The sequence below is a fragment of the Streptomyces sp. NPDC006739 genome, assembly GCF_042869815.1.
Classification (GTDB): Bacteria; Actinomycetota; Actinomycetes; order Streptomycetales; family Streptomycetaceae; genus Streptomyces.
The window spans coordinates 60215-83158 of record NZ_JBIAGM010000030.1; the positions used below are offsets into that span (position 1 = coordinate 60215).

General features: G+C 69.5%; 18 protein-coding genes. 16 read left to right on the top strand and 2 right to left on the bottom strand.

Features of this window, described 5'->3' with window-relative positions:
* Positions 1-15: 15 nt before the first annotated feature.
* From ACFYMM_RS37435 to ACFYMM_RS37445, 3 genes are all read left to right on the top strand, one after another.
* Positions 16-1998, top strand: coding sequence for an alpha-L-fucosidase (locus ACFYMM_RS37435; protein WP_388395435.1), 1983 nt, complete (start codon positions 16-18; stop codon positions 1996-1998).
* Between the two features lie 28 nt (positions 1999-2026).
* A complete protein-coding gene (locus ACFYMM_RS37440; RefSeq protein ID WP_388395437.1) occupies positions 2027-3352 on the top strand; it encodes a ricin-type beta-trefoil lectin domain protein in 1326 nt (441 codons plus the stop codon).
* A 100-nt stretch (positions 3353-3452) separates the two neighbouring features.
* On the top strand, positions 3453-4382 hold the full coding sequence (locus ACFYMM_RS37445; protein ID WP_388395440.1) for an alpha/beta hydrolase family esterase: 930 nt from the start codon (positions 3453-3455) through the stop codon (positions 4380-4382).
* Between the two features lie 18 nt (positions 4383-4400).
* On the opposite strand, the gene ACFYMM_RS37450 is transcribed toward ACFYMM_RS37445, so the two are convergent.
* Positions 4401-5354: an expansin EXLX1 family cellulose-binding protein gene (locus ACFYMM_RS37450; protein ID WP_388395443.1), complete on the bottom strand. Its 954-nt coding sequence runs from the start codon at positions 5352-5354 to the stop codon at positions 4401-4403.
* A 307-nt stretch (positions 5355-5661) separates the two neighbouring features.
* Here ACFYMM_RS37450 and ACFYMM_RS37455 point away from each other — a divergent pair, with 307 nt between their 5' ends.
* Both ACFYMM_RS37455 and ACFYMM_RS37460 read left to right on the top strand, forming a co-directional pair.
* Entirely contained in the window at positions 5662-8352 is a 2691-nt protein-coding gene (locus ACFYMM_RS37455) for an RICIN domain-containing protein (RefSeq protein ID WP_388395446.1), read from the top strand.
* 89 nt (positions 8353-8441) lie between these two features.
* Positions 8442-9218 (top strand): FadR/GntR family transcriptional regulator, encoded by a 777-nt coding sequence (locus tag ACFYMM_RS37460; RefSeq protein ID WP_388395448.1) that lies wholly within the window; start codon positions 8442-8444, stop codon positions 9216-9218.
* A 73-nt stretch (positions 9219-9291) separates the two neighbouring features.
* Here the strand turns inward: ACFYMM_RS37460 and ACFYMM_RS37465 are convergent, their stop codons facing one another.
* Complete coding sequence (locus ACFYMM_RS37465; protein WP_388395450.1) at positions 9292-11523, bottom strand: alpha-L-fucosidase; 2232 nt, start codon at positions 11521-11523, stop codon at positions 9292-9294.
* A 433-nt stretch (positions 11524-11956) separates the two neighbouring features.
* Here ACFYMM_RS37465 and ACFYMM_RS37470 point away from each other — a divergent pair, with 433 nt between their 5' ends.
* From ACFYMM_RS37470 to ACFYMM_RS37520, 11 genes are all read left to right on the top strand, one after another.
* A complete protein-coding gene (locus ACFYMM_RS37470; protein ID WP_388395453.1) occupies positions 11957-13021 on the top strand; it encodes a sugar ABC transporter substrate-binding protein in 1065 nt (354 codons plus the stop codon).
* A gap of 56 nt (positions 13022-13077) precedes the next feature.
* Positions 13078-14640 (top strand): sugar ABC transporter ATP-binding protein, encoded by a 1563-nt coding sequence (locus ACFYMM_RS37475; protein WP_388395455.1) that lies wholly within the window; start codon positions 13078-13080, stop codon positions 14638-14640.
* Positions 14633-15676, top strand: a complete 1044-nt coding sequence (locus ACFYMM_RS37480) for an ABC transporter permease (RefSeq protein ID WP_388395458.1) — start codon at positions 14633-14635, stop codon at positions 15674-15676. The genes ACFYMM_RS37475 and ACFYMM_RS37480 overlap by 8 nt, the downstream gene beginning before the upstream one ends.
* A gap of 92 nt (positions 15677-15768) precedes the next feature.
* The gene (locus tag ACFYMM_RS37485; RefSeq protein ID WP_388395460.1) at positions 15769-17103 is read left to right on the top strand and encodes an L-fuconate dehydratase; all 1335 of its coding nucleotides are present in this window, start codon (positions 15769-15771) and stop codon (positions 17101-17103) included.
* The gene (locus ACFYMM_RS37490; RefSeq protein WP_388395463.1) at positions 17096-17998 is read left to right on the top strand and encodes an amidohydrolase family protein; all 903 of its coding nucleotides are present in this window, start codon (positions 17096-17098) and stop codon (positions 17996-17998) included. The genes ACFYMM_RS37485 and ACFYMM_RS37490 overlap by 8 nt, the downstream gene beginning before the upstream one ends.
* A complete protein-coding gene (locus ACFYMM_RS37495) occupies positions 17989-18426 on the top strand; it encodes an RbsD/FucU domain-containing protein (RefSeq protein WP_388395466.1) in 438 nt (145 codons plus the stop codon). Before ACFYMM_RS37490 ends, ACFYMM_RS37495 begins: the two co-directional genes overlap by 10 nt.
* Entirely contained in the window at positions 18423-19466 is a 1044-nt protein-coding gene (locus ACFYMM_RS37500; RefSeq protein ID WP_388395468.1) for a zinc-binding dehydrogenase, read from the top strand. Before ACFYMM_RS37495 ends, ACFYMM_RS37500 begins: the two co-directional genes overlap by 4 nt.
* Positions 19463-20224, top strand: a complete 762-nt coding sequence (locus ACFYMM_RS37505) for an SDR family oxidoreductase (protein WP_388395470.1) — start codon at positions 19463-19465, stop codon at positions 20222-20224. The genes ACFYMM_RS37500 and ACFYMM_RS37505 overlap by 4 nt, the downstream gene beginning before the upstream one ends.
* On the top strand, positions 20221-20853 hold the full coding sequence (locus ACFYMM_RS37510; protein WP_388395473.1) for a bifunctional 4-hydroxy-2-oxoglutarate aldolase/2-dehydro-3-deoxy-phosphogluconate aldolase: 633 nt from the start codon (positions 20221-20223) through the stop codon (positions 20851-20853). The genes ACFYMM_RS37505 and ACFYMM_RS37510 overlap by 4 nt, the downstream gene beginning before the upstream one ends.
* A complete protein-coding gene (locus ACFYMM_RS37515; RefSeq protein ID WP_388395475.1) occupies positions 20850-21887 on the top strand; it encodes a sugar kinase in 1038 nt (345 codons plus the stop codon). Before ACFYMM_RS37510 ends, ACFYMM_RS37515 begins: the two co-directional genes overlap by 4 nt.
* Positions 21888-21922: 35 nt before the next feature.
* On the top strand, positions 21923-22936 hold the full coding sequence (locus ACFYMM_RS37520) for an aldo/keto reductase (protein ID WP_388395478.1): 1014 nt from the start codon (positions 21923-21925) through the stop codon (positions 22934-22936).
* Positions 22937-22944: the final 8 nt, after the last annotated feature.

A 22944-nucleotide genomic window follows, 5' to 3' on the forward strand; every position in this document is an offset into this window, starting at 1 on the left:
GCTGAGAGGCTCCGCATGACTTCCTCCCCCCTCCCGATCAGCCGGCGCAGACTGCTGGCCGCCACCGGCGCGATCACCGCCTTCGGCCTGCTGCGGTTCGCCCCCGAGGCCGCCGCCACCGCCGGCCCCGGCAGCTACACCGCGAACTGGCCCTCGGTCGACCAGCACCCCCCGGCCCCGGCCTGGTTCCAGGACGCGAAGTTCGGCATCTACTACCACTGGGGCGTCTTCAGCGTCCCCGCGTTCGGCAACGAGTGGTATCCGCGCAACATGTACATCGCCGGCTCGAACGAGAACAAGCACCACATCGCCACCTACGGCGACCCCTCGGTGTGGCCGTACAACAACTTCATCGACGGTGCCCGCGACAAGGCCGGGAACCACGTGCAGTTCGCCCCCAAGCTCGCCTCCCAGGGCGGCAACTGGGACCCGGACGCCTGGGCCCGGCTGTTCAAGGCCGCCGGCGCGCGGTTCGCCGGCCCGGTCGCCGAACACCACGACGGCTTCTCCATGTGGAACAGCCGGGCCAACCCGTGGAACTCGGTCCGGCACGGCCCCGGACTGGACCTCGTAGGACTGCACGCACAGGCCATCCGCGGGCAGGGCCTGAAGTTCATGGCCTCCCTCCACCACGCCTACCACTTCAACGGCTACTACGACCACGTGCCGAACCAGTCGGACCCGACCCTGCGCATCCTCTTCGGCCAGCAGGGCACGACCGCCGAGAACCAACTCTGGTACGACAAGCTGATCGAGGTCGTCGACGGCTACCAACCCGACCTGATCTGGCAGGACTTCGACCTCAACCTGGTGCAGGAATCGGACCGGCTCCAGTTCCTCGCCTACTACTACAACCGGGCCGTCTCCTGGAACAAGGACGTCGTCGCGACCTACAAGGACGGCCTCGACAACAAGGGCGAGGTCTTCGACTTCGAACGCGGCGGCCCGGCGGACCTGCTCACCCCCTACTGGCTCACCGACGACAGCATCTCCTCCTCCAGCTGGTGCTACACCGCGGGCATCGGCTACTACTCGACGCAGGCACTGCTCCACTCGCTGATCGACCGGGTCAGCAAGGGCGGCACCATGCTGCTGAACATCGCCCCGATGGCCGACGGCACGATTCCCTCCGGGCAGCAGTCCATCCTGCTCGCGATGGGGGACTGGCTCGGCCGGTTCGGGGAGGCGGTCTACGACACCCGCTCCTGGACCAGCTACGGCGAGGGACCCACCAAGATGGGCGGCGGGTCCTTCAGCGGACCGGTGGCCGGCAAACCGCAGGACATCCGCTTCACCCGCAGCCAGGACAACAAGGTCCTTTACGTCACCGCGCTGGGCTGGCAGGGCGGCACCATGACCGTCGCGACGCTGAACTCGAACCAGATCAACCTCAGCACCCTGACCGGCGCCCAACTGCTGAACGACACGGCCGGCACCTACATCAACCTGCCGGTCCCGGCCCAGGACGCCTCCGGCCTGCACCTGGCCATGCCCTCGTCGAACCCGCCGTTCACCGCCCTGGCGTACACGGTCAAGCTCACCTTCTCCGGGGATATCCCCGTCCTGGGCTCGACGGGCGGCTCCACGACCTGGGTGAAGATCGCCAACGTGACCAGCGGACTGGTGCTCGACAGCGGAGGCAACGTGGCCTCCGGCTCCAACCTCAAGCAGTGGAACTACGACGGCAGCGCCAATCTGCAGTGGCAGCTGATCGACCTCGGCAACGGTTACCACCGCATCATGAACCGCGCCAACGGGATGGCCGTCGACAGCTGGGGCAACTCCGCCAACGGCGCGCCCGCCCGGCAGGAGACCTGGAACGGCGGCAACAACCAGCAGTGGTCGCTCAACAGCCTCGGCGGCGGCCGCTACCAGATCGTCAACCGGGCCACCGGCACCGCCCTCGACGGCAGCGGCAGCACCGCCCAGGGCTCGACGGCGGTGATGTGGACGCCGAACTCCAGCACCAACAACGAGTGGACGATCACCGGCCTGTGAACACCCTCGTACACGGAAGAAGGAGTGCATGAAACGCAAACCGCTCTTATTGGCCATCGTGGCCGCGATGCTTCTCGTCCTGTCGGCCGCGGGCACCTCGTTCAGCAGCGCCCTCGGCGCGCCCACCGCCACGGCGGCCACCGCCGGCTGCGGTAAGTCACCCACGCTGACGAGTGGTACCCACACGATCCAGAGCGGCGGTCAGACGCGCAGTTACATACTGCGGGTCCCCGCCGGCTACGACAGCAGCCACCCCTACCGGCTGATCTTCGGCTTCCACTGGCGTGGCGGGACGGCGGGCGACGTCGACTCCGGCGGAACGGACGGGTACAACTGGTCCTACTACGGACTGCGACGCCTGGCGGACGCCAACAACAGCACGATCTTCGTCGCGCCGCAGGGCAACGGCAACGGCTGGGCCAACCCCGGCGGCCAGGACGTGGCCTTCGTCGACGCCATGGTCAGCCAGATCGAAGCAGGTCTGTGCGTCGACACCACCCAGGTGTTCTCCGCGGGCTTCAGCTACGGCGCCGCGATGTCGTACGCCCTCGCCTGCTCCCGTGCCACGGTCTTCCGTGCGGTCGCGGTCTACTCCGGCGCGAACCTCAGCGGGTGCAACGGCGGCAACCAGCCCATCGCCTACATGGGTCTGCACGGTCTCAGGGACAACGTGCTGCCCATCGCGCTGGGACGAGGACTGCGCGACACGTTCGTCCGGACGAACGGCTGCACCCCGCAGAACCCGCCCGAACCGGCACCCGGAAGCCTGACGCACATCATCACCACCTACTCCGGATGCAAACCCGGATACCCCGTCGTCTGGGCGGCGTTCGACGGAGCGGGCCACGACCCCGGCCCCATAGACGGCTCCACGGGCGACGGCTGGCACACCTGGACATCGGCGGCGGTCTGGCAGTTCTTCACCCAGTTCGGCTCGAACCAGCCGCCGCCACCGCCGCCGCCCTCGGGCAACCAGGAGATCGTCGGCCAGCAGTCGGGGCGCTGCCTCGACATCAACAACAACACGACCGCCAACGGCACCCAGGCACAGCTGTGGGACTGCAACGGCGGCGCCAACCAACGGTGGACCTACACCACCGGGAAGCAGCTGGTCGTCTACGGCAACAAGTGCCTGGGCGCCGGCCAGTCCGCGGGCAGCGGCACCCCGGCGGCGATCTCGGACTGCGGCGGGCAGGCGGACCAGCAATGGAACGTCAACCCCGACGGCACGATCACGGCCGCGCAGTCGGGGCTCTGCCTGGACGCCGTCGGCCAGGGGACCGCGAACGGCACGAAGGTCCAGCTGTGGAGCTGCACGGGCGGCTCGAACCAGCACTGGACCCTGGGCAACTGACGCGCCGGGCCAGGCACGCCACCGGCGCGCCTGGCCCCGTCACCCCGCCGCCGGGCGAACCGCTCCCGGGCCGCCCGATCACCGGAAACGAGGTACACCTGTGAGAAGCACTCTGCGCGCCGTCCTGGCGATGGTGTTACTGCCGTTGGCCACAGCCCTCACGCTCCTGGTGCCCCAACCCGCGGCGGCGGCGAGTCTGACCCCCGTCACCGGCTTCGGGAACAACCCCACTCACCTCAACATGTACCTCTACGCGCCAGACCACCTGGCGCCCAAGCCCGCCCTGCTGGTCCTGGTCCACTTCTGCGGAGGCTCGGCGGGGGCCATCTTCGGCGGCAACGGACACGACTACGTCACCGCCGCCGACCGGTACGGCTACCTCATCGTCCTGCCCGAGGCCACCCGCGCCGGGCACTGCTTCGACGTGTCGTCACCGGCGGCGCTCAGACGGGACGGCGGCAGCGACTCCACCGGCATCATGTCGATGGTCCGGTACACCCGTCAGCACTACAACGTCGACCCGGCCCGCATCGTCGTCAGTGGATTCTCGTCGGGAGCCATGATGACGAACGTGCTGGCCGCCGAGTACCCCGATGTCTTCAGTGCCGCCTCCGCGTTCTCCGGTGTGCCGGCGGGCTGCTTCGCCACCAACGACGGTTCCCAGTGGAACGGCCAGTGCTCCGGCGGCCATGTCGTCAAGACGGCCCAGCAGTGGGGTGACCTGGCCCGTTCCATGGATCCGGGCTACGCCGGAAGCTACCCGCGCATGCAGCTGTGGCACGGCACCACCGACACGACCCTCGCCTATCCCAACTTCGGCGAGGAGATCAAGCAGTGGACCAACCTGCACGCCCTGAGCCAGACACCCGCCGCCACCGACCGGCCGCAGCCGACGTGGACCCGCACCCGCTACGGCGGCACCGGCCCGCGGTCCGCCGTCGAAGGCGTCAGCATCGCGGGCACGGGCCACACCCTGCCGCAGCCCGGCATGCTCGCCCACGCCGTCACTTTCCTCGGTCTCGACGGGTAGCGGCAGCCGGGCCTGTGCTCAGTGCCGGGCGAACTGCACCTGGGTGTGCTGCACGACGTCCGGCCGCACAGCGATTCCGCCGACGGTCAGCTGTTCGCCGTAGATATCGGTGATTCTGATCGCGCCGCCGCATCCGCTGCCGTCGGCGGAGAGGAAGTAGTCGTAGTCGGTACGGGGCAGTGACCGCCAGCCGCCCGAGGTACGCACCTCCAGCCCCGTCACCGGGTTCCGGTGGCCGATGACCTGGATGCCGCACCAGTAGGGGCTGGACCCCGTCTTGTACCGGATGGAGATCGTGTCGGAGGTGCTGGGGCTCACCAGGCTCCAACTGATCGGGATCCGGCCGACCTTGAGGTCCGCGAGCTTGGCGAACGCCTGCTGGCTCAGGTCGATCTGCCCGGGTGCGCAGGGCAGCGGGCATTCATTGGTGATCCGCACGGTGACGGACTTGCCGTTGGCCGCGCGGACGAGCACGTACGCGCCGCACGCCCTGGACGTCTCGTAGTCGGTGGTGTTCATCGCGGCGATCATGAGGTCGTCGCTCGGGCCGAACAGACAGGCGCCGTTTCCGTCCCCGGCCTCGTAGGCGGTGGCGACCCCCGTGTAGGTCGTACCGGGCCGGATCCGCCCTGTCGACGATGCCGTGCCGGACGTCGTTCGCGTAGGCCGCGGGGTGGACTTGGCCGACGGCCGTGCCGAGGCGGTGGTCGCGGTGGCCGTCGGCGTCGGTGTGCCCGTCGCCGGAGAGGCCGCCGACGCGGTCGGTGTGCCGGCCTCGCCCCCGGCGGTGGTTCTCACCTGAGCGGTGGCGACGGGCGTGGCCGCGGCATGAACCGCGTCCGGCTTGTGGTCGGGGAGGAACCCCATGACCAGGTAGGCGAGAACGCCGACGGCGGTCACCCCCAACGTGGCGCCCAGCACAAGCCTGCGTCTCTGCCTGCGCTGCCGCGCGGCCTGCCTCGCTGTCTTCATACCTGTCCGTTCGGAAGATCGAGTCGATGCTGCACTGTTCGGTGGCCGCCCGAGGCGAAAAGGTTGCCGTCGGATTCCTCAGCTCCTCACGGTCACTGTGGATCTCTCGATGAGTAGTACTCATCGTCGGGTCGGGTGCATGGTGACGTATAGGCCGTTCGCCAGGTACCTGACGCGTGAGCTGGACCTTTGCCTCCTTGCTGCCCGTGTGGAGGAAAATAAGCGTGCCTAACGTCTTGACTGCCGCGCTCTCATGCCTCGATAAATGCAACTCATGAGAAGCGGGTTTTGAGGAGGCATACTACAGATGAGATCCCTACGCTTCGGCGCGAGCACGGTCAAGGCGCTCGCGGCGGCAACCGTCGTCTTCGCGGCCGTACTGCCCGCTCAACCCGCCTACGCGGCCACGACGAACTTCTACGTCGACCCCGTCAACGGCAACGACAGCAACGCGGGAACCAGCACGGCCGCGGCGTTCAAGACCATCCAGGCCGCCCAGGCCGCGGTCCGGGCCGTCAACGGGAACATGGCCGGTGACATCGTCGTGAACCTGCGCGGGGGCACCTACCCCCTCACCGCGTCGATCAGCTTCGGCAGCGGCGACTCGGGCACGAACGGCCACACGGTGGTCTACCAGGCCTACAACGGCGAGACGCCGGTGATCACCAGCGGCAGGGCGATCACCGGCTGGGCCTCGGCCACCAACGGCGAGTACAAGGCGCCCGTCGGCACCCTCGACTTCCGGCAGATGTACGTCAACGGGGTCCGCGCCACCCGCGCCCGCTACCCCGACGTCGGCTCGGACTTCCAGCTGCAGGGCAGCGACAAGACGAACAAGCTGCTGAAGGTGCTCAGCTCGCAGGTCTCCAGCTGGAACCACCTCGACCGGGTCGAGATGATGCTGGAAACACAATGGGGCGAGAACTACCTGCGGCTGAAGTCGGTCACCTCCGGCAACGGCACCGCCGACGTGTCGATCCAGGACCACGAGGCGGGCATCCTCTTCCAGCGCCCCTTCCCGATACTCGCCAACGGCTCTCCCCTGCACTTCGAGAACGCCCACGAGTTCCTCAACGAACCGGGCGAGTTCTACGTCGACACCGCCGCGCAGACCGTCTACTACAAACCCCGTCCCGGCGAGGACATGTCCACGGCCGCCGTGCAGGCCCCGACGCTGCCGACCCTCGTCGACATCAAGGGCACGAACCTCGACAGTCCCGTCCACGACCTGCGCTTCTCCGGGATCACCTTCACCCGGACCACCTGGATGGAGGCGACGAACAACGGGTACCTCAACGGCCAGGGCGGCAACTACAACCTCTCGGCCGACGCCTCCAACAACCAGTACGTCGGCCGTCCGCCGGCCGGGGTCCAGGCCTCGGACGCCGACCGTGTCTCCTTCACCGGCAACACCTTCACGCAGATGGGTGCCGGCGCCCTGGACCTGCACCACGGCGTGCACGACAGCACCGTGACCGGCAACCTGATCTCCGACATCGCCGGCAACGGGATCATGGTCGGCAAGTTCTCCGACCCCACGGTGGAGATGCACACCGTCTACAACCCCCCGTCCTCCCCGGCCGGTGAGGACGCCCGGGAGGTGGTCAAGAACGTCACCGTCAAGGACAACCTGATCACCCGGATCGGTGAGGACTACCTGGGAACCGCCGGCATCGACGCGGGCTTCGTCAACAGCACCACCATCGACCACAACGACATCTCCGACACTCCGTGGGCCGGCATCTCGCTCGGCTGGGGGTGGCAGTCGGCGGCCAACGCCGAAGGCAACAACAGCGTCAGCTACAACCGGATCGGCAACGTGATGAACCGGCTCTGCGACTCCGCCGCCATCTACCACCTCTCCAACGACCCCGGCACCGTCATCAACGGCAACTACATCCACGACGTGCTGCGAGGGCCGGCCGCCTGCGGTTCGGCCGTGGCGGGCCTCTACATGGACGAGGGGTCGAACAACATGACCCTTTCGAACAATGTGCTGTCGCACACCGACGGATTCATCAACCAGAACCGCAACGGCTCCAACGTCACACTCAGCAACAACACGACGTCCGGCGACTCGGTGATCAAGGCCTCCGGTCTGGAGCCCGCCTACCAGGGGCTGGCGGCGAAGCTCAACCTCGCCTACCGCAAGCCGGCGTCCTCGTCATCGGTCTACGGTTCCGGCTGGTCGGCCGCGAACGCCGTCGACAACGACAGCTCGACCGGCTGGTCACCGACCGGGAGCGACACCTCGGCGTGGTGGCAGGTCGACCTGGGGCAGGCCTACCGGCTCGGACAGTTCTCACTGACCACCCGCCAGGACCTGGACCAGTCCGCGACCCGCGGCAACTTCGAGGTCCGTGCCTCCAACGACCCGTCCTTCGGCACCTACACCGTCGTGGGACGCCAGACGGCCACCCTGCCGCTCGCCTCGACGCTCACGGGCGGCATCGACGTGCGCCAGAAGTTCCGCTACGTGCGGGTCGCCAAGACCGACGGCGGGTACTTCTTCATCGCGGACTTCAGTGTGCAGCAGGCCGGCGGGGCGCTGGAGGACTCGACCGGTACGCCGAACACCAACGCGTCGACGTACTACACGATCAAGAACGTCAACAGCGGCCAGCTGATGGACGTGTACCAGAACTCCACCGCCGACGGCGCGAACGTCGTCCAGTGGCCGGGCAACGGTGGTGCCAACCAGCAGTGGAAGATCGTTCCGGTCAGTGGCCAGCTCTTCAAGATCGTGAACAGGAATAGCGGCAAGGTCCTCGACATCAACAGCGCCAGCCACTCGCGGGGGGCCGCGCTGCAGCAGTACACCGACAACGGCGGCAACAACCAGCTGTGGTACTTCGAGCCGACCGGCGGTGGATACCTCATCCGCAACTTCGAGAGCGGGCAGACCCTGGAGGTGGGCAACGCCTCGACCGCGAACGGCGCCGCCATCGATCAGTGGATGCCTCTGAACCAGTCCAACCAGGCTTGGACGATCCAGTGATGAGTACGATTCATTGACGCTCGGGATACGATGGGGGCGGTGCGACAGTGATCAACCGCCCCCATCGCGTCGGCCAGGAGGCAGGACAGATGAACGACACGCCCGCGGCGCAGCCGGCTCAGGGTGCGGCGAGGGTGAACGGCGCGGACACACGGGGTGACTACCGCCCCGGTTACGAGGTCGTGGCGGAGCGGATTCTGGAGTTCATCGCCGAGTCCCGGCTGGTGGCGGGCGACCGGCTGCCCACGGAGAACGACCTGGCCCAGAGACTGGACACCAGCAGGGCGGTGGTGCGGGAGGCCGTGAAGATCCTCTCGGCGCTCGGCCGGGTCCGGGCGCACAAGGGGCGTGGGCTGTTCGTCGCGGACGACGAGGGCATGCTCGTCACCAGCCGCTGGGGCGGTTTCTTCCGGCCCGTGGACCTCGATCACGTCCTGATGCTGTTCGAGTTCCGCAGGGTTCAGGAGATGGCCGCGAGCAGTCTGGCCGCCACCCGTGCCACGCCCGCCGAGCTGCGGACCATCGAGGTGGCCATGCAGCAGTGCCGGCACGGGTTCGTCCACGGTCAGGTCGACGTGTTCAACCAGGCGGACGACGACTTCCACGCCGCCGTGGCCACGGCCTCGCACAACACCTTCCTCGTCAGCGCCGTGCGGGACGCACGAAGACTGCAGCGGCAGTCCAGCGCGATCGGTATCCACGACACGTTCGGTGAAGGCACCGAGTCGGCGGTCGCCGAGCACGAGGTGATCTACCGGGCCATTCGCGACGGCCGGCCAGAGGCGGCGGCCGAGGCCACGGCGACCCATCTCGACAGGACGCTCGAGGATTACCGGCGGGAGATCCAGCGACGCCTGTTCGGCTAGCGTCCGCGCTCGGCGTCACGGCGGCTGCGAGTAGGAGGAGTCCACCGCAGCCGCCGTTCGTACGCTCCGAGGATCAGACGGCGGTGAAGGTCCACAGCAGGTTGGAGCTGCTGCCGTACGTCCACTGTTTGGCGACGGAGCCCGAGGCTACGCTGCCGCCGCCGTCGAGGACCAGACCGGTGGTGCGGTTGGCGATCGAGTACTGCCCGCCGCCCCGGTGGGTGATCGTCCACTGCTGGTTGGTGCTGCCGTTCCAGGCGGCCTGCCTGGCGGCGGAGCCGTCGGCGGTGGCGCCCCAGCCGTCGGCGACCATGCCGTTCGTGCGGTTGACCAGCTTGTAGTAGCCGCCGCCGACCGCCTGCGCCTGCCACTGCAGGTTGAAGCTGCTGTCCGGGGTCCACTGCTTGAGGTTGGAGCCGGAGGCCACGTTGCCGCCGCTGTCCAGGGCGAGGCCGTCGGTCACGTTGGTGAGCCGGAAGTACGCCGACGGGTCGAACTGCACCCTCAGCGAGGTGATCTGGTCGTTGTTGCCGGTGACCCTGAGGTCCGGGTTGTCGGCGGTGAAGGTCCAGGACGTACCGGTGAAGTTGTCACCGGCGTAGCCGATCACCTGGTAGCCGGGGGCCGGCCGCAGAGAGGAGAGGGTGCGCACCCCCAGTCCGGACGCGGTCAGGTCGGCCGCCGTGTGGTCGCCGAGGGGGAACGCGGCGGAGGTGCCGGTGTAGTCGACGTCCGCGAAGGCGACGGCGCCGATGAGCGGCACCATGCCAGGGATGGACCCGGAGAAGGAGAGCTTCAGGACGTAGGCGTTGGCGCTGTACGGCGCGGAGGAGGGCAGAGTGACCGTGAGCCCGGAGGAGTTCTGGGCGGGTGTGGGCAGATCGATGTAGGTGCCGGCGGTGGTACCGAGCAGCTTCACCGAGGTCAGCGACGAGAGGTTGATCCGGTCCGAGCTGAGCGTCTTGATCGTCAGCGAGCTGCCCGGCCAGCCCAGGACGGTGGCGTACAGGACGTTGTCGGCCTTGTTCCGGGTGAAGCGGATGTCCTGCGCCGTGCCGGCCGTGGGATTGGTGAAGGCGCCGCCGCCCATCTTCGTCGGGCCCTCGCCGTACACCGTCCAGGCCCGGGTCGCGTAGACCGACTCGCCGAAGCGCTTCAGGTGGTCGCCGATGCCCAGCAGGATGTCCTTCTGCGCCTGGGGGATGGTGCCGTCGGCCATCGGCGCGATGTTCAGCAGCATGTTGCCGTTCTTGCTGACCCGGTCGATGAACGAGTGCAGCATCTGCTGGGTGGTGTAGTAGCCGATGCCCTGGGTGTAGCACCAGCTGCTGCTGGAGATGCTGTCGTCGGTCAGCCAGTACGGCGCGGTGAGGTCGCCCGGACCGCCGCGCTCGTAGTCGAAGACCTCGCCCTTGTTGTCGAACCCGTCCTTGTAGGTGGCGACGACCTCGCGGCCCCAGCTGTTGGCCTGGTTGTAGTAGTACGACAGGAAGTTCAGGCGCTGCGTCTCGTCCACGGCGTCCAGCTTGAAGTCCTGCCAGAGGATGTCGGGCTGGGCGCGGTCTATGACCTCCTTGAGCTTGTCGTACCAGAGCTGGTTCTCCGCGGCGCTGCCCAGCTGCCCGTAGAGCTTCTTGAGACTGGGGTCCGTCTGGGCGGGGGCGAACTCGTAGAAGCCGTTGAAGTGGTAGGCGTGGTGCATGGCCACCAGCAGCTTGAGGCCCTTGGCGCGGATGGCCGTGGAGAAGATCTGCAGGAGGTCGAGTCCCGGGCCCTTCTTCACCGAGTTCCACTCGTTGGCCTGGCTGTCCCACATGGAGAAGCCGTCGTGGTGCTCGGCGACCGGTCCGGCGAACCTGGCGCCGGCGTCGACGAACAGCTGTACCCACTCGTCGGGGTCGAAGTTCCCGCCGGCCGACTTCAGCTTCGGGGCGAACTCCACGAAGTTGCCCGCGAGGTCCTGAGCGCCGTTGATGAAGTTGTGGTACGGCCACGCCGACGGCTGGCCGTAGGTGGCGACGTGGTGCTGGTTGGCGTTGCTGCCCGCCTGGTACATGTTGCGCGGGTACCACTCGCTGTCGTAGGCGGGGACGCTGAAGACGCCCCAGTGGAAGTAGATCCCGAACTTCGCGTCCTGGAACCACTCGGGGGCCGGCGGGTGCTGGTCGACCGAGTTCCAGTCGGGCGTGTACGTGCTGGGCGCCGCCTGGGCGATGCCGGCACCGAACCCGCCGCCGGCGACGGCCGCCGCGGCCACGAAGGTGGCACTGGCGAGGAAGTGGCGTCTGTTGATCGAACTCGACATGAAGACATCCCAGGTGCAGAGGGGGAGAGAAGAGTGCAGGGTGCCGCTTGTTTACGCATGAAGGTCGGCCATGTCTCCCCGTGATGTCAACCGATGTGCAGGGATGAAAGCGCCATGTATCAAGATGTTTTGTGCCTGTCAGCGATGTTTTGATGGTATTTGATCCTGCTCAAACATGGCATGTCTGTCGGCGTCAGGTGATCAACCCCATCGCACCAGTCTCCGGGCATTGATGGGATGGATCTTGGCCGGTATGAGCGCCTTCATCGAGGTCGACCAGCCTGTGAGCTGGAGAGTTGTAGCGATTGCGGTCGAGGGGTAGACACCAGGCTCGGATCGCGCCTATAAACATCCCATCTCTACCGCACGGCGATACGCAGATGTCGTCGAGGCGAAACATCTCCCGCTACGGGACCGGCGCGAGGAAGCACCGATGAGAGTCAGATCCGCCCTCTGTTCAGCCGTCTCCGCCCTGTCCGCACTGGCCCTGCTCAGTGCGTGCGGCAACGGCTCCACCACTTCGGCGTCGTCGGGCGGCAAGCCGCTGGTCGGTGTCGACTACCCGCGCTCCGACACCGACTTCTGGAACTCCTACATCAAGTACACACCCCAGTATGGCAAGTCGCTGGGCCTGGACCTGAAGACCACCAACTCCCAGAACGACGTCGCCAAGCTCACCGCCAACGCGCAGACGTTCATCAGCCAGGGCGTCAAGGGCATCGCGATGGCTCCGCAGGACACCGCCGCCATCGCACCCACCCTCTCGCAGCTCGAGGCGAAGAAGATCCCGGTCGTGACCGTGGACACCCGCCCCGACAGCGGCAAGGTCTTCATGGTGGTGCGCGCCGACAACCGGGCGTACGGCGAGAAGGCGTGCCAGTACCTCGGGACCAAGCTCGGCGGCAAGGGCAAGGTCGTCATGCTGGAGGGAGGCCTGGACTCCATCAACGGCCGTGACCGCACCGAGGCGTTCAACGACTGCATGAAGAAGAACTACCCGGGCATCAAGGTGTTCGGAGAGGCCACCAACTGGGACGGCGCGGTCGCCGCGCAGAAGCTGCAGACGGACCTGACGGCCAACCCGGACATCAAGGGCGTCTACATGGAGGCCAGCTTCGCCCTGTCCGGCACGATCCAGGTCCTCAAGCAGAAGGGGCTGTTGGTCGGCCCGAAGGACAAGAAGCACGTCTTCGTCGTCTCCAACGACGGCATCCCCGAGGAACTGAAGGACATCGCGGCCGGGCAGATCGACGCCACCGTCTCGCAGCCGGCCGACCTCTACGCCAAGTACGCCCTGTACTACCTCAAGGCCGCGATCGACGGAAAGACGTTCCAGCCCGGTAAGACCGACCACGACAGCACCATCATCCAGGTGCGCGCCGGCGTCCTCGAGGACCAGCTCTCCGCCCCGCTCGTCACCGCCGACGGCGGTACCTACGGCGGCGTGTCCAGCGTCAAGAGCGACGACAAGTCGCTGTGGGGCAACAACCTCGGCTGACCCAGCCGGTTCCGCATCGGCATGGCAACGGCACTCACGAGAACAAGGCGGTTGAGATGAGTGACGGGGAGCGAGCAGTCACCCCCGTGCCCGCCCCGGCGGACGACGGACGGGCCCTCGCGGACCCGCCCGTCGTCGAGGCGACGGGCATAGTCAAGCGATTCGGTCCGACGGTGGCCCTGAACGGCGCCCGGATCACCATCAGGCCCGGCGAGACCCACGCCCTCGTCGGCCGCAACGGAGCCGGCAAGTCGACACTCGTGTCGGTTCTCACCGGCCTGCAGGCCCCGGACGAGGGGACGGTCAGCTTCGGCGGCGAGCCGGCCCCCCGGCTCAGCGACCGCGACGCCTGGCGGCGACGCGTGGCCTGCGTCTACCAGAAGTCGACGATCATCCCCACGCTCACCGTCGCGGAGAACCTCTTCCTGAACCGGCACGATCACGGAACCAGCCGCCTCATCAGCTGGCAGGCCACCCGTCGCCGCGCACAGGACCTGCTGTCGACCTGGTCGGTGGACGTCGACCCGCAGACCCCGGCGGGAGTTCTCAGCGTCGAGCAGCGGCAGTTCGTCGAGATCGCCCGCGCGCTGTCCTTCGGGGCGCGGTTCATCATCCTCGACGAGCCGACCGCCCAACTCGACGCGGCGGCCATCGCCCGCCTGTTCGGCCGCATCCGCGACCTGCAACGCCAGGGCGTGACCTTCCTGTTCATCAGCCACCATCTCCAGGAGATCTACGAGATCTGCGACATGGTGACGGTGTTCCGTGATGCCCGGCACGTCGTGACCGCGCCGGTCGCCGAACTTCCCCGCGCCGACCTCGTAGGGGCCATGACCGGGGAGGCGGCGGCCGACGGGCGCGAGGAACGGGCCGGCACGCTCGACCCCGGCGCCCCGGCCGCGCTGAGTGTCCGCACGCTGCGGGGCGAGGGGTACGACGACGTCAGCTTCCAGGTCGGGGCCGGCGAGATCGTCGGCCTCGCGGGCGCCGCGGGCAGCGGTCGTACCGAGGTCGCCGAGACCGTCGTAGGACTGCGGGCCGCGGCCACCGGGGAGGTGGAGATCGCCGGGAACCGGCCCCGGCCGGGCAGCGTGCCCGCCGCGCTCGCCGCCGGCGCCGGGTTCGTCCCCCAGGACCGGCACCACCAGGGCTTCGTGCCCGGCATGTCGATCGCGGACAACACCACCCTGTCCGTGCCGAAGCGGATCGGTGCCAACGGCTTCCTGAGCCGTGGCCGGCGCGACCGGCTCGCCCAGGGCATGATCGAGAACCTCGCGATCAAGACTCCAGGGCCCGAACTGCCCGTCTCCGCGCTGTCCGGAGGCAACCAGCAGAAGGTCGTCATGGCCCGGGCCCTCGCCGACGACCCGCGGCTGCTGGTTCTGATCAACCCGACCGCGGGTGTGGACGTCCGCTCCAAGGAATTCCTCCTCGGCAAGGTCGAGGAGACCGCGGGCACCGGCACCGGAGTGCTCATCGCCTCCGACGAACTCGACGACCTGCGCATGTGCGACCGGGTCCTGGTGATGTTCCAGGGCCGTGTGACCTCAGAGATAGCCCGCGGCTGGCACGACCACGTCCTCGTGGCCGCGATGGAAGGAGTGGACCTCGATGCCTGAAACCGTCCTCGCGGACACCGCCGCGGCCAAGGCCCCGGAGCCCGGGGCGAAGCGCACCGCGCTGCTCGGCGGCCGGATACCCCTGGCCCGGCTGCGCGACCTCGCGCTGGTCCCGGCCATCGTGGTCATCGCGATCGTCGGACAGATCGTCAACCCGGTGTTCCTGCAGACCGACAACCTCATCAACGTCCTGCAGACCATGTCCGAGATGGCCCTGCTGGTCCTCGCCCAGACGATGATCCTGATCGTCAAGAAGATGGATCTCTCCCTGGAGTCCACCATGGGTCTCGCACCCGGCGTCGCCGCCTGGCTGGTGGTGCCGGTCGGCGCGGGCCACGGACTCGGACTGCTCTCCGGCGGGTGGGCCATCCCGGTCACCCTCGCCGTGGGCGCGCTCGTCGGCGTCCTCAACGCCCTGCTGATCATCCGCTTCGGCCTCAACGGCTTCATCGTCACCCTCGGCATGCTGATCGTGCTGCGCGGTGTCCTCACCGGCATCTCCGGCGGCCAGACCTTCTTCCAGCTGCCGCAGTCGATGCTCTACCTGGGCACCGCCGTGTGGTTCGGGATGCCCGCGTCGATCTGGATCTGCCTGGCGCTGTTCGCCGTCGCCATCGTCGTCCTCGGCTGGACGAGCTTCGGCCGCTCGCTGTACGCCATCGGCGGCAACGTCGACGCGGCGAAGGCGGCCGGCATCCGCACCGACCGGGTGCTGTGGATCGTCATCGTCACCGGCAGCGTGCTCGCCGCCCTCGCCGGACTGCTGCTCTCCGGACGCCTCGCCTCCGTCGCCTCGGCGCAGGGCAACGGCTACATCTTCACCGTCTTCGCCGCCGCCGTCATCGGCGGGATCAGCCTCAACGGCGGCAAGGGCACCATGTTCGGGGCGTTCAGCGGCATCCTCCTGCTGTTCATGATCCAGAACGTGCTCACGCTCGGCGGCGTCCCCGCCCAGTGGATCGGCGCCCTCAACGGCCTGATCATCCTGGTCGCGCTGACCATCTCGCGCATCACGGGCGGCAAGGTCCAGGACTGAACCCGGACACCCCCCGGACAGCCCGACACCCTCCGTCGCCCACATCGTCGCAAGGGGCCCTACCGCCCCTGCACCTCACAGGAGTTGCCGCCATGTCATCCGCCCCGTCCGCTTCCCCGGCCTCCGCCCGCATCACCGCCCTGGACGTGCTGGACGTGCGTTTCCCGACGTCCGAGCACCTGGACGGGTCGGACGCGATGAACCCCGAACCCGACTACTCCGCCGCCTACGTCGTCCTGCGCACCGACTCCGGCGACGGCCTCGAAGGCCACGCGCTGGCCTTCACCACCGGCCGCGGCAACGACGTGCAGGCCGCCGCCATCGCGGCCCTCGCCCCGCATGTGGTCGGCCTGTCCGTCGAGGAGGTCTGCGCCGATCTCGGAACGTTCTCCCGTTCCCTCGTCCACGACCCCCAACTTCGCTGGCTGGGCCCGGAGAAGGGCGCCATCCACATGGCCACCGGCGCCGTCGTCAACGCCGCCTGGGACCTGGCCGCCAAGCGCGCGGGCAAGCCCGTGTGGCGGTTCCTCGGCGAGATGTCACCGGAGGACCTGGTCGCCCAGGTCGACTTCCGCTGGCTCAGCGACGCCCTCACGCCCGAGGAGGCACTGGAGATCCTCAAGCGCGCCGAACCCGGCCGCGACGAGCGCGTCGCCCGGTTGCTGGAGCGCGGCTACCCCGCCTACACCACCACCCCCGGCTGGCTCGGCTACTCCGACGAGAAACTGGCCCGCCTGGCCCGCGAGGCCGTCGCCGACGGATTCACCCAGATCAAGCTGAAGGTCGGCGCGGACCTCGCGGACGACGTACGGCGCATGCGCACCGCCCGCCAGACCGTCGGCGACGGCATCCGCATCGCGGTCGACGCCAACCAGAGATGGGACGTCCAGCCCGCGATCGACTGGATGAAGGCCCTGGCCCCCTACCAGCCGTACTGGATCGAGGAGCCCACCTCACCCGACGACATCCTCGGCCACGCCGCCGTGCGCAAGGCCGTCAGCCCCATCAAGGTCGCCACCGGCGAGCACATCGCCAACCGCGTCGTGTTCAAGCAGCTCCTCCAGGCGGGAGCGGTGGACATTGTGCAGATCGACTCCGCGCGGGTCGGTGGCGTGGGCGAGAACATCGCGATCCTGCTGCTCGCCGCGAAGTTCGGCGTGCCGGTCTGCCCGCACGCGGGCGGCGTCGGCCTGTGCGAGATGGTGCAGCACCTGTCGATGTTCGACTACGTCGCCGTCTCCGGCACCACCGAGGACCGGGTCATCGAGTACGTCGACCACCTGCACGAGCACTTCGTCGACCCGGTACGCATCGCCGACGGCCACTACCTGGCGCCCACGGTGCCGGGGCTGAGCGCGCAGATGCACGCCGAGTCCCTCAAGGAGTACGCCTACCCGGACGGCCCCGTCTGGACCGCTCGTGTCTGACGCCCAGGCCCTCGTCGACGCCCACCACCATCTGTGGGACCTGGACTTCCGGCCGCAGTCCTGGCTGGACGAGCCCGGCCACGAGCAGATCCGCCGCACGTTCGGCCCGCACGACCTGCGCTCGGCCGCGACCCGGCCGATCGCCGGTCGGCGGCTGACGAGCACGGTGGTGGTCCAGTGCATCGCGTCCGTGCCCGAGACACGCGACCTGCTCGCCCTGGCCGATGGCGACCCGCTGATCGGCGCCGTCGTCGGCTGGGCGGATCTGACGTCCCCCGCGATCGGCGACGTACTCGACTCCCTGCTGAGCGGGCCCGGTGGCCGTCGGCTGCGCGCCGTACGGCACCTCGTGCAGGGCGAGCCCGACCCGCACTGGCTCCAACGGCCGGACGTCGAACAGGGCTTGCGCGCGGTGGGGGAGCGCGGGCTCGGCTACGACGTACTGGTCCGCGACCACCAGCTCCCGCAGGCGATCCGCCTCGCCGAGCGGCTCCCCGAGCTGCCGCTCGTCCTGGACCACGCCGGCAAGCCGCCGATCGCACGCCGCGAACTTGCCGACTGGGCACGGCGGTTGAGGACGCTCGCCAGGCATCCCCAGGTCCGCTGCAAGGTGTCGGGTCTGGTCACCGAGGCCGACCACGACACGTGGACCGTCGACGACATCCGCCCGGTGTGGGACGCCCTGCTGTCCGCGTTCGGCGCCGAGCGGCTGATGTTCGGCTCCGACTGGCCCGTGTGCGTCCTGGCCGGCGGATGGAACCGCTGGGCCGCCACCGTCGAGGAACTCCTGGACGGCTGCTCCGGCACCGAGGTCCACGCGGTGCTCGCCGGCACCGCGACGGCCTTCTACCACCTGACGCCCGCCCCGACGAAGGAGAGACCGCCGTGCTCCTGACGGAACTACTGCACCCCGGCATCCTCGAATCCCTGGCCGGAGCCGGCCACGGTGCCCGTGTGCTGCTCGCCGACGGCCACTACCCCGCGAGCACGGCCACCGGCGAGCGCGCGAGAACCGTCCACCTCAACCTGGCCCCGGGGCTGCTCGACGTCACCACCGTGCTCGGCGTCCTGCTGCGCGCCCTGCCCGTCGAGTCGGCGCACGTGATGGTGCCGCCCGAGGGCGAACCGGAACCACCGGCCATCGCCGAGTACCGCTCCATGCTGGCGCCCGTACCGGTCGACACCCTCGGCCGCTTCGAGTTCTACGACGCCGCCCGCTCGCCCGACCTGGCGCTGGCGATCGTCACCGCCGACACCCGTACCTACGCCAACCTGCTGCTGACCATCGGCGTCCGCGCTGAAGGGACCCTGACCCCACGATGACACTCGCCGTCCGTTACACAGCCGCCCGCACCCTGGACACGGCTCCCGCCGAGCCCTCCCCTCCCGGACCCGGTGAGGTGGAACTGGCCCCCGCCTACGTCGGCATCTGCGGCACCGACCTGCACATCTTCCACGGCGACATGGACGCCCGGGTGGCCGCTCCCGCCGTCATCGGACACGAGATGTCCGGCCGCGTCGTACGCGTCGGAGCGGGCGTCGAGGGCTGGCGGCCCGGTGACGCGGTCACCGTGATGCCGCTGCGCTGGGACGACACCTGCCCCGCCTGCCTCGCCGGCCACCAACACGTCTGCCAGCACCTCGACTTCATCGGCATCGACTCGCCGGGCGCCATGCAGCAGCGCTGGACCGTGCCCGCGTCGACACTCGTCCGACTGCCCGACACCCTTCCCCTGGACCGGGCCGCGCTCGTCGAACCGACGGCGGTCGCCGTGCACGACGTGGGCCGGGCCCAGGTGCGCGGCGGTGAGAAGGCCGTCGTGGTCGGCGGCGGACCGGTCGGCGTCCTCATCGCGCTGGTCGCGCGGGCCGCGGGCGCCGAGGTCCGGGTGGTGGAGCTGAGCGCCCACCGCAGACTGCTCGCCGAGGAGCTGGGGCTGACGGCGTGGAACCCGGCCGACGACGACGTGCCGGCGCTGGTGCGGCAGTGGACCGGGGACGCGGGCGCGGACGTCGCCTTCGAGGTGTCCGGCGCGGCCGGCGGCGTGGACACGGCGGTCGACGTGCTCGGTGTGCGCGGCCGTCTCTGCCTCGTCGCCATCCACCCCCGCCCCCGCGAGATCAACCTGCACCGCTTCTTCTGGCGCGAACTCACCCTCATCGGCGCCCGGTTGTACGACCGCTCCGACTTCGAGAAGGCCGTGACCCTGGTCCACGACGGCACGATCCCGGCCGAGCGGCTGATCAGCAAGGTCGTGCCGCTGACCCAGGCACCCGCCGCCTTCGAGGCCCTGGAGGGCGGCGGCGACGTGATGAAGATCCTCGTGGACTGCGCCGACGACGCCCAGGGAGCCGCCGTATGACCGCCTTCGACCTCACCGGGAAGCTCGCCGTCGTCACCGGCGCCCGGCGCGGCATCGGCCGGGCCATGGCCCGCGCGCTCGCCGAGGCCGGCGCGGACGTCATCGGCGTGAGCGCCTCGCTGGAGGAGTCCGGCAGCGCGGTGGAGAAGGACGTCGTCGCGGCGGGCCGTTCCTTCGAGGCGATCCGCACCGACTTCTCGGACCCCGGGGCCGTACGGGCCCTCGGCGCGGAGCTCGCCGGGCGCGACCGGCCGGTGGACATCCTGGTCAACAACGCGGGCACGATCCGTCGCGCCCCGGCCGCCGAACACACCGAGAGCGACTGGGAACTGGTGCTCCAGGTCAACCTCAACGCCCAGTTCACGCTGACCCGCGCGGTCGGCGCGGCGATGGTGGCCCGCGGCCACGGGAAGATCATCTTCACGGCGTCGCTGCTCAGCTTCCAGGGCGGCATCAACGTCCCCGGCTACACCGCGGCCAAGCACGGCGTCACCGGACTGACCAAGGCGCTGGCCAACGAATGGGCACCGCACGGCGTCAACGTCAACGCCATCGCCCCCGGCTACATCGCCACCGACAACACCCAGGCGCTGCGGGACGACCCGGTGCGCAGCAGGGCGATCCTGGACCGCATCCCCGCCGGACGATGGGGCGACGCCGACGACCTCGCGGGCGCCACCGTGTTCCTCGCCTCGGACGCCGCCGCCTACGTCCACGGCGTCGTCCTGCCCGTCGACGGCGGATGGCTCGGCCGATGACCGGCCCGGACCCGGCCTCGGTGCTGGGCGGGGCGCGTCTCCTGCCCGTGCTGACCGTGCCGTCCACGGCGACCGCCGGCCCCCTGGCGGACGCACTCGCCGCCGGCGGCGCCCGGTGCGCCGAGGTCACCTTCCGCACCCCGGGCGCCGAACGCGTGCTCAAGGAGATGGCCGCGCACGGCGGACTCACCCTCGGCGCCGGCACCGTACTCACCCCCGAACAGGCCGAGCGGGCGGTGGCCGCCGGAGCCCGCTTCGTCGTCTCGCCCGGCTTCGACGAGGAGGTCGTCGCCAAGTGCCGCGAGCTGGGCGTGCCCGTGGTGCCCGGCATCGCCACCGCCACCGAGCTGATGCGCGCCCTGCGGGCCGGCCTGGACACCGTCAAGCTCTTCCCCGCCGAGCCGCTCGGCGGCCTGAGCACCCTGCGAGCGCTCGCGGCCCCCTTCCCCGGGACACGCTTCGTACCGACGGGCGGGATCGACGCCGACCGCGTGGCCGCCTACCTCGCCCACCCGGCGGTCCTCGCCGTCGGCGGCAGCTGGATGGCCACCCCCGCCCACCTGGCGCGAGGTGCCTACGACGAGATCCGCCGGCTGACGGCCGACGCGGTGGACAGGAGCACGCCATGATCGACGTGGTGGCCCTCGGCGAGGTGATGCTGCGCTTCGACCCGGGCGAGGGACGCATCCGCACCGCCCGCACCTTCCAGGTCTGGGAGGGCGGCGGCGAGTACAACGTCGTACGCGGGCTGCGGCGCTGCTTCGGCCTGCGGACCGCCGTCGTGACGGCCCTCGTCGACAACGCGGTGGGCCGGCTCGTCGAGGACCTGATCCTCCAGGGCGGCGTCGACACGTCCCTGATCCGCTGGGTGCCCGACGACGGCATCGGCCGCACCGCCCGCAACGGGCTGAACTTCGTCGAACGCGGCTACGGCATCCGCGGCGCGCTGGGCGTCAGCGATCGCGCGCACACCGCCGTGTCCCAGCTGCGCAAAGGGGACGTCGACTGGGACAGCGTGTTCTCGGCCGGGGTGCGCTGGTTCCACACCGGCGGCATCTTCGCCGGCCTGTCCGACACCACGGTGGACGCGGCGGACGAGGCCATGGCCGCGGCCCGCCGCCACGGCGTCACCGTCTCCTACGACCCCAACCACCGACCCAGCCTCTGGGCCGGCCGGGGCGGCGCCGACGCCGCCCGCGAGGTCGACCTGCGGCTCGCCCGGCAGGCCGACGTCGTGGTGGGCGCCCTGGGACTCGCCGGGACGTACCCGGGACAGACCCGCTTCGGGGCCGGTGAGGTGGCGGACGCGCTCGCCGAGGTGGCCGGTCTGCTGCCCGACGCGAAAGTACTGGCGACGACCCTGCGCGAGGTGCCCTCCGCCGGGATCAACGACTGGTCCTCGGCCGCCTGGTCCGTCGAAACGGGCTTCGTCACCGGCCCCCTGATGCCCGCCCTGCACGTCCTGGACCGCATTGGCTCCGGCGACGCGTTCGCCGCCGGCCTGATCCACGGCCTGCTCACCGGTGCCGGTCTGGAACGCGCCCTCGCCTACGGCACCGCCCATGGCGCACTCACCATGACCACCCCCGGAGACGTGTCCATGGCCTCGCTCGCCGAGGTCGAGGCGCTCATCGCGGGCGGCTCGGCCCACGTCAGACGCTGACCGGCGCCCCCTGTCCCGTACCCCAGGAGCACGTCTTGCACCAGCGGAAGATCCAGAACACGTCCGTCGCCCTCACCGAACTGGGCTTCGGGGCGTCCGTGATCGGCAACCTCTACCGCGTCACCCCGCCCGACGACGCGGCAGCCGCCGTCGACGCGGCCTGGGAGGCCGGCCTGCGGTACTTCGACACCGCACCCCACTACGGTCTCGGCCTCTCCGAGCGCCGCCTGGGCGCCGCCCTGCGAGGCCGCCCGCGCGACGCGTACGCCATCTCCTCCAAGGTGGGCAGGCTGCTCGTCCCCAACGAGGCACCGCGCGGCGTCGACACCGAGGGCTTCGCCGTACCCGACGACCTGCGCCGACAGTGGGACTTCAGCCGGGACGGCGTGCTCCGCTCCATCGAGGACACGCTGGAACGCACCGGTCTCGACCGCCTCGACATCGTCTACCTGCACGATCCCGACGACCACTGGCGGCAGGCGGCCGAGGAGGCCATGCCCACGCTCGCGGAGCTGCGCGACCAGGGAGTGATCGGCGCGATCGGCGCCGGCATGAACCAGTCGGCGATGCTCGCCCGCTTCCTGCGGGAGACCGCCGCCGACGTGGTCATGCTCGCCGGGCGCTACTCGCTCCTGGACCAGTCGGCGCTGGACGACGTCCTGCCCGCCGCACGGGAACTCGGCAAGAGCGTCGTGGCGGTCGGCGTGTTCAACTCCGGACTGCTCTCCCGCGACCGGCCGGCCGACGGCATGAAGTACGACTACCAGGACGCCCCGCCGGCTCTGGTCGCCCGCGCCCGGGCCATCGCCGACGTCTGCGCGGCCCACGGCACCACCCTGCCCGCCGCCGCGATCGCCTTCCCGTACACCCACCCCAGTGTCGTCAACGTCACTCTCGGTATGCGGACCGCGGAACAGGTCGAACGAAACGCCGCACTCCATGACCAGCACGTCCCGGACGCCCTCTGGGACGATCTCCACGCTCAGGGGCTGATCAGGTCGGACGTGCCCACCGAACACGGTCGGGGGAGGGATCCGCGGTGTCTCTGACGGACAAG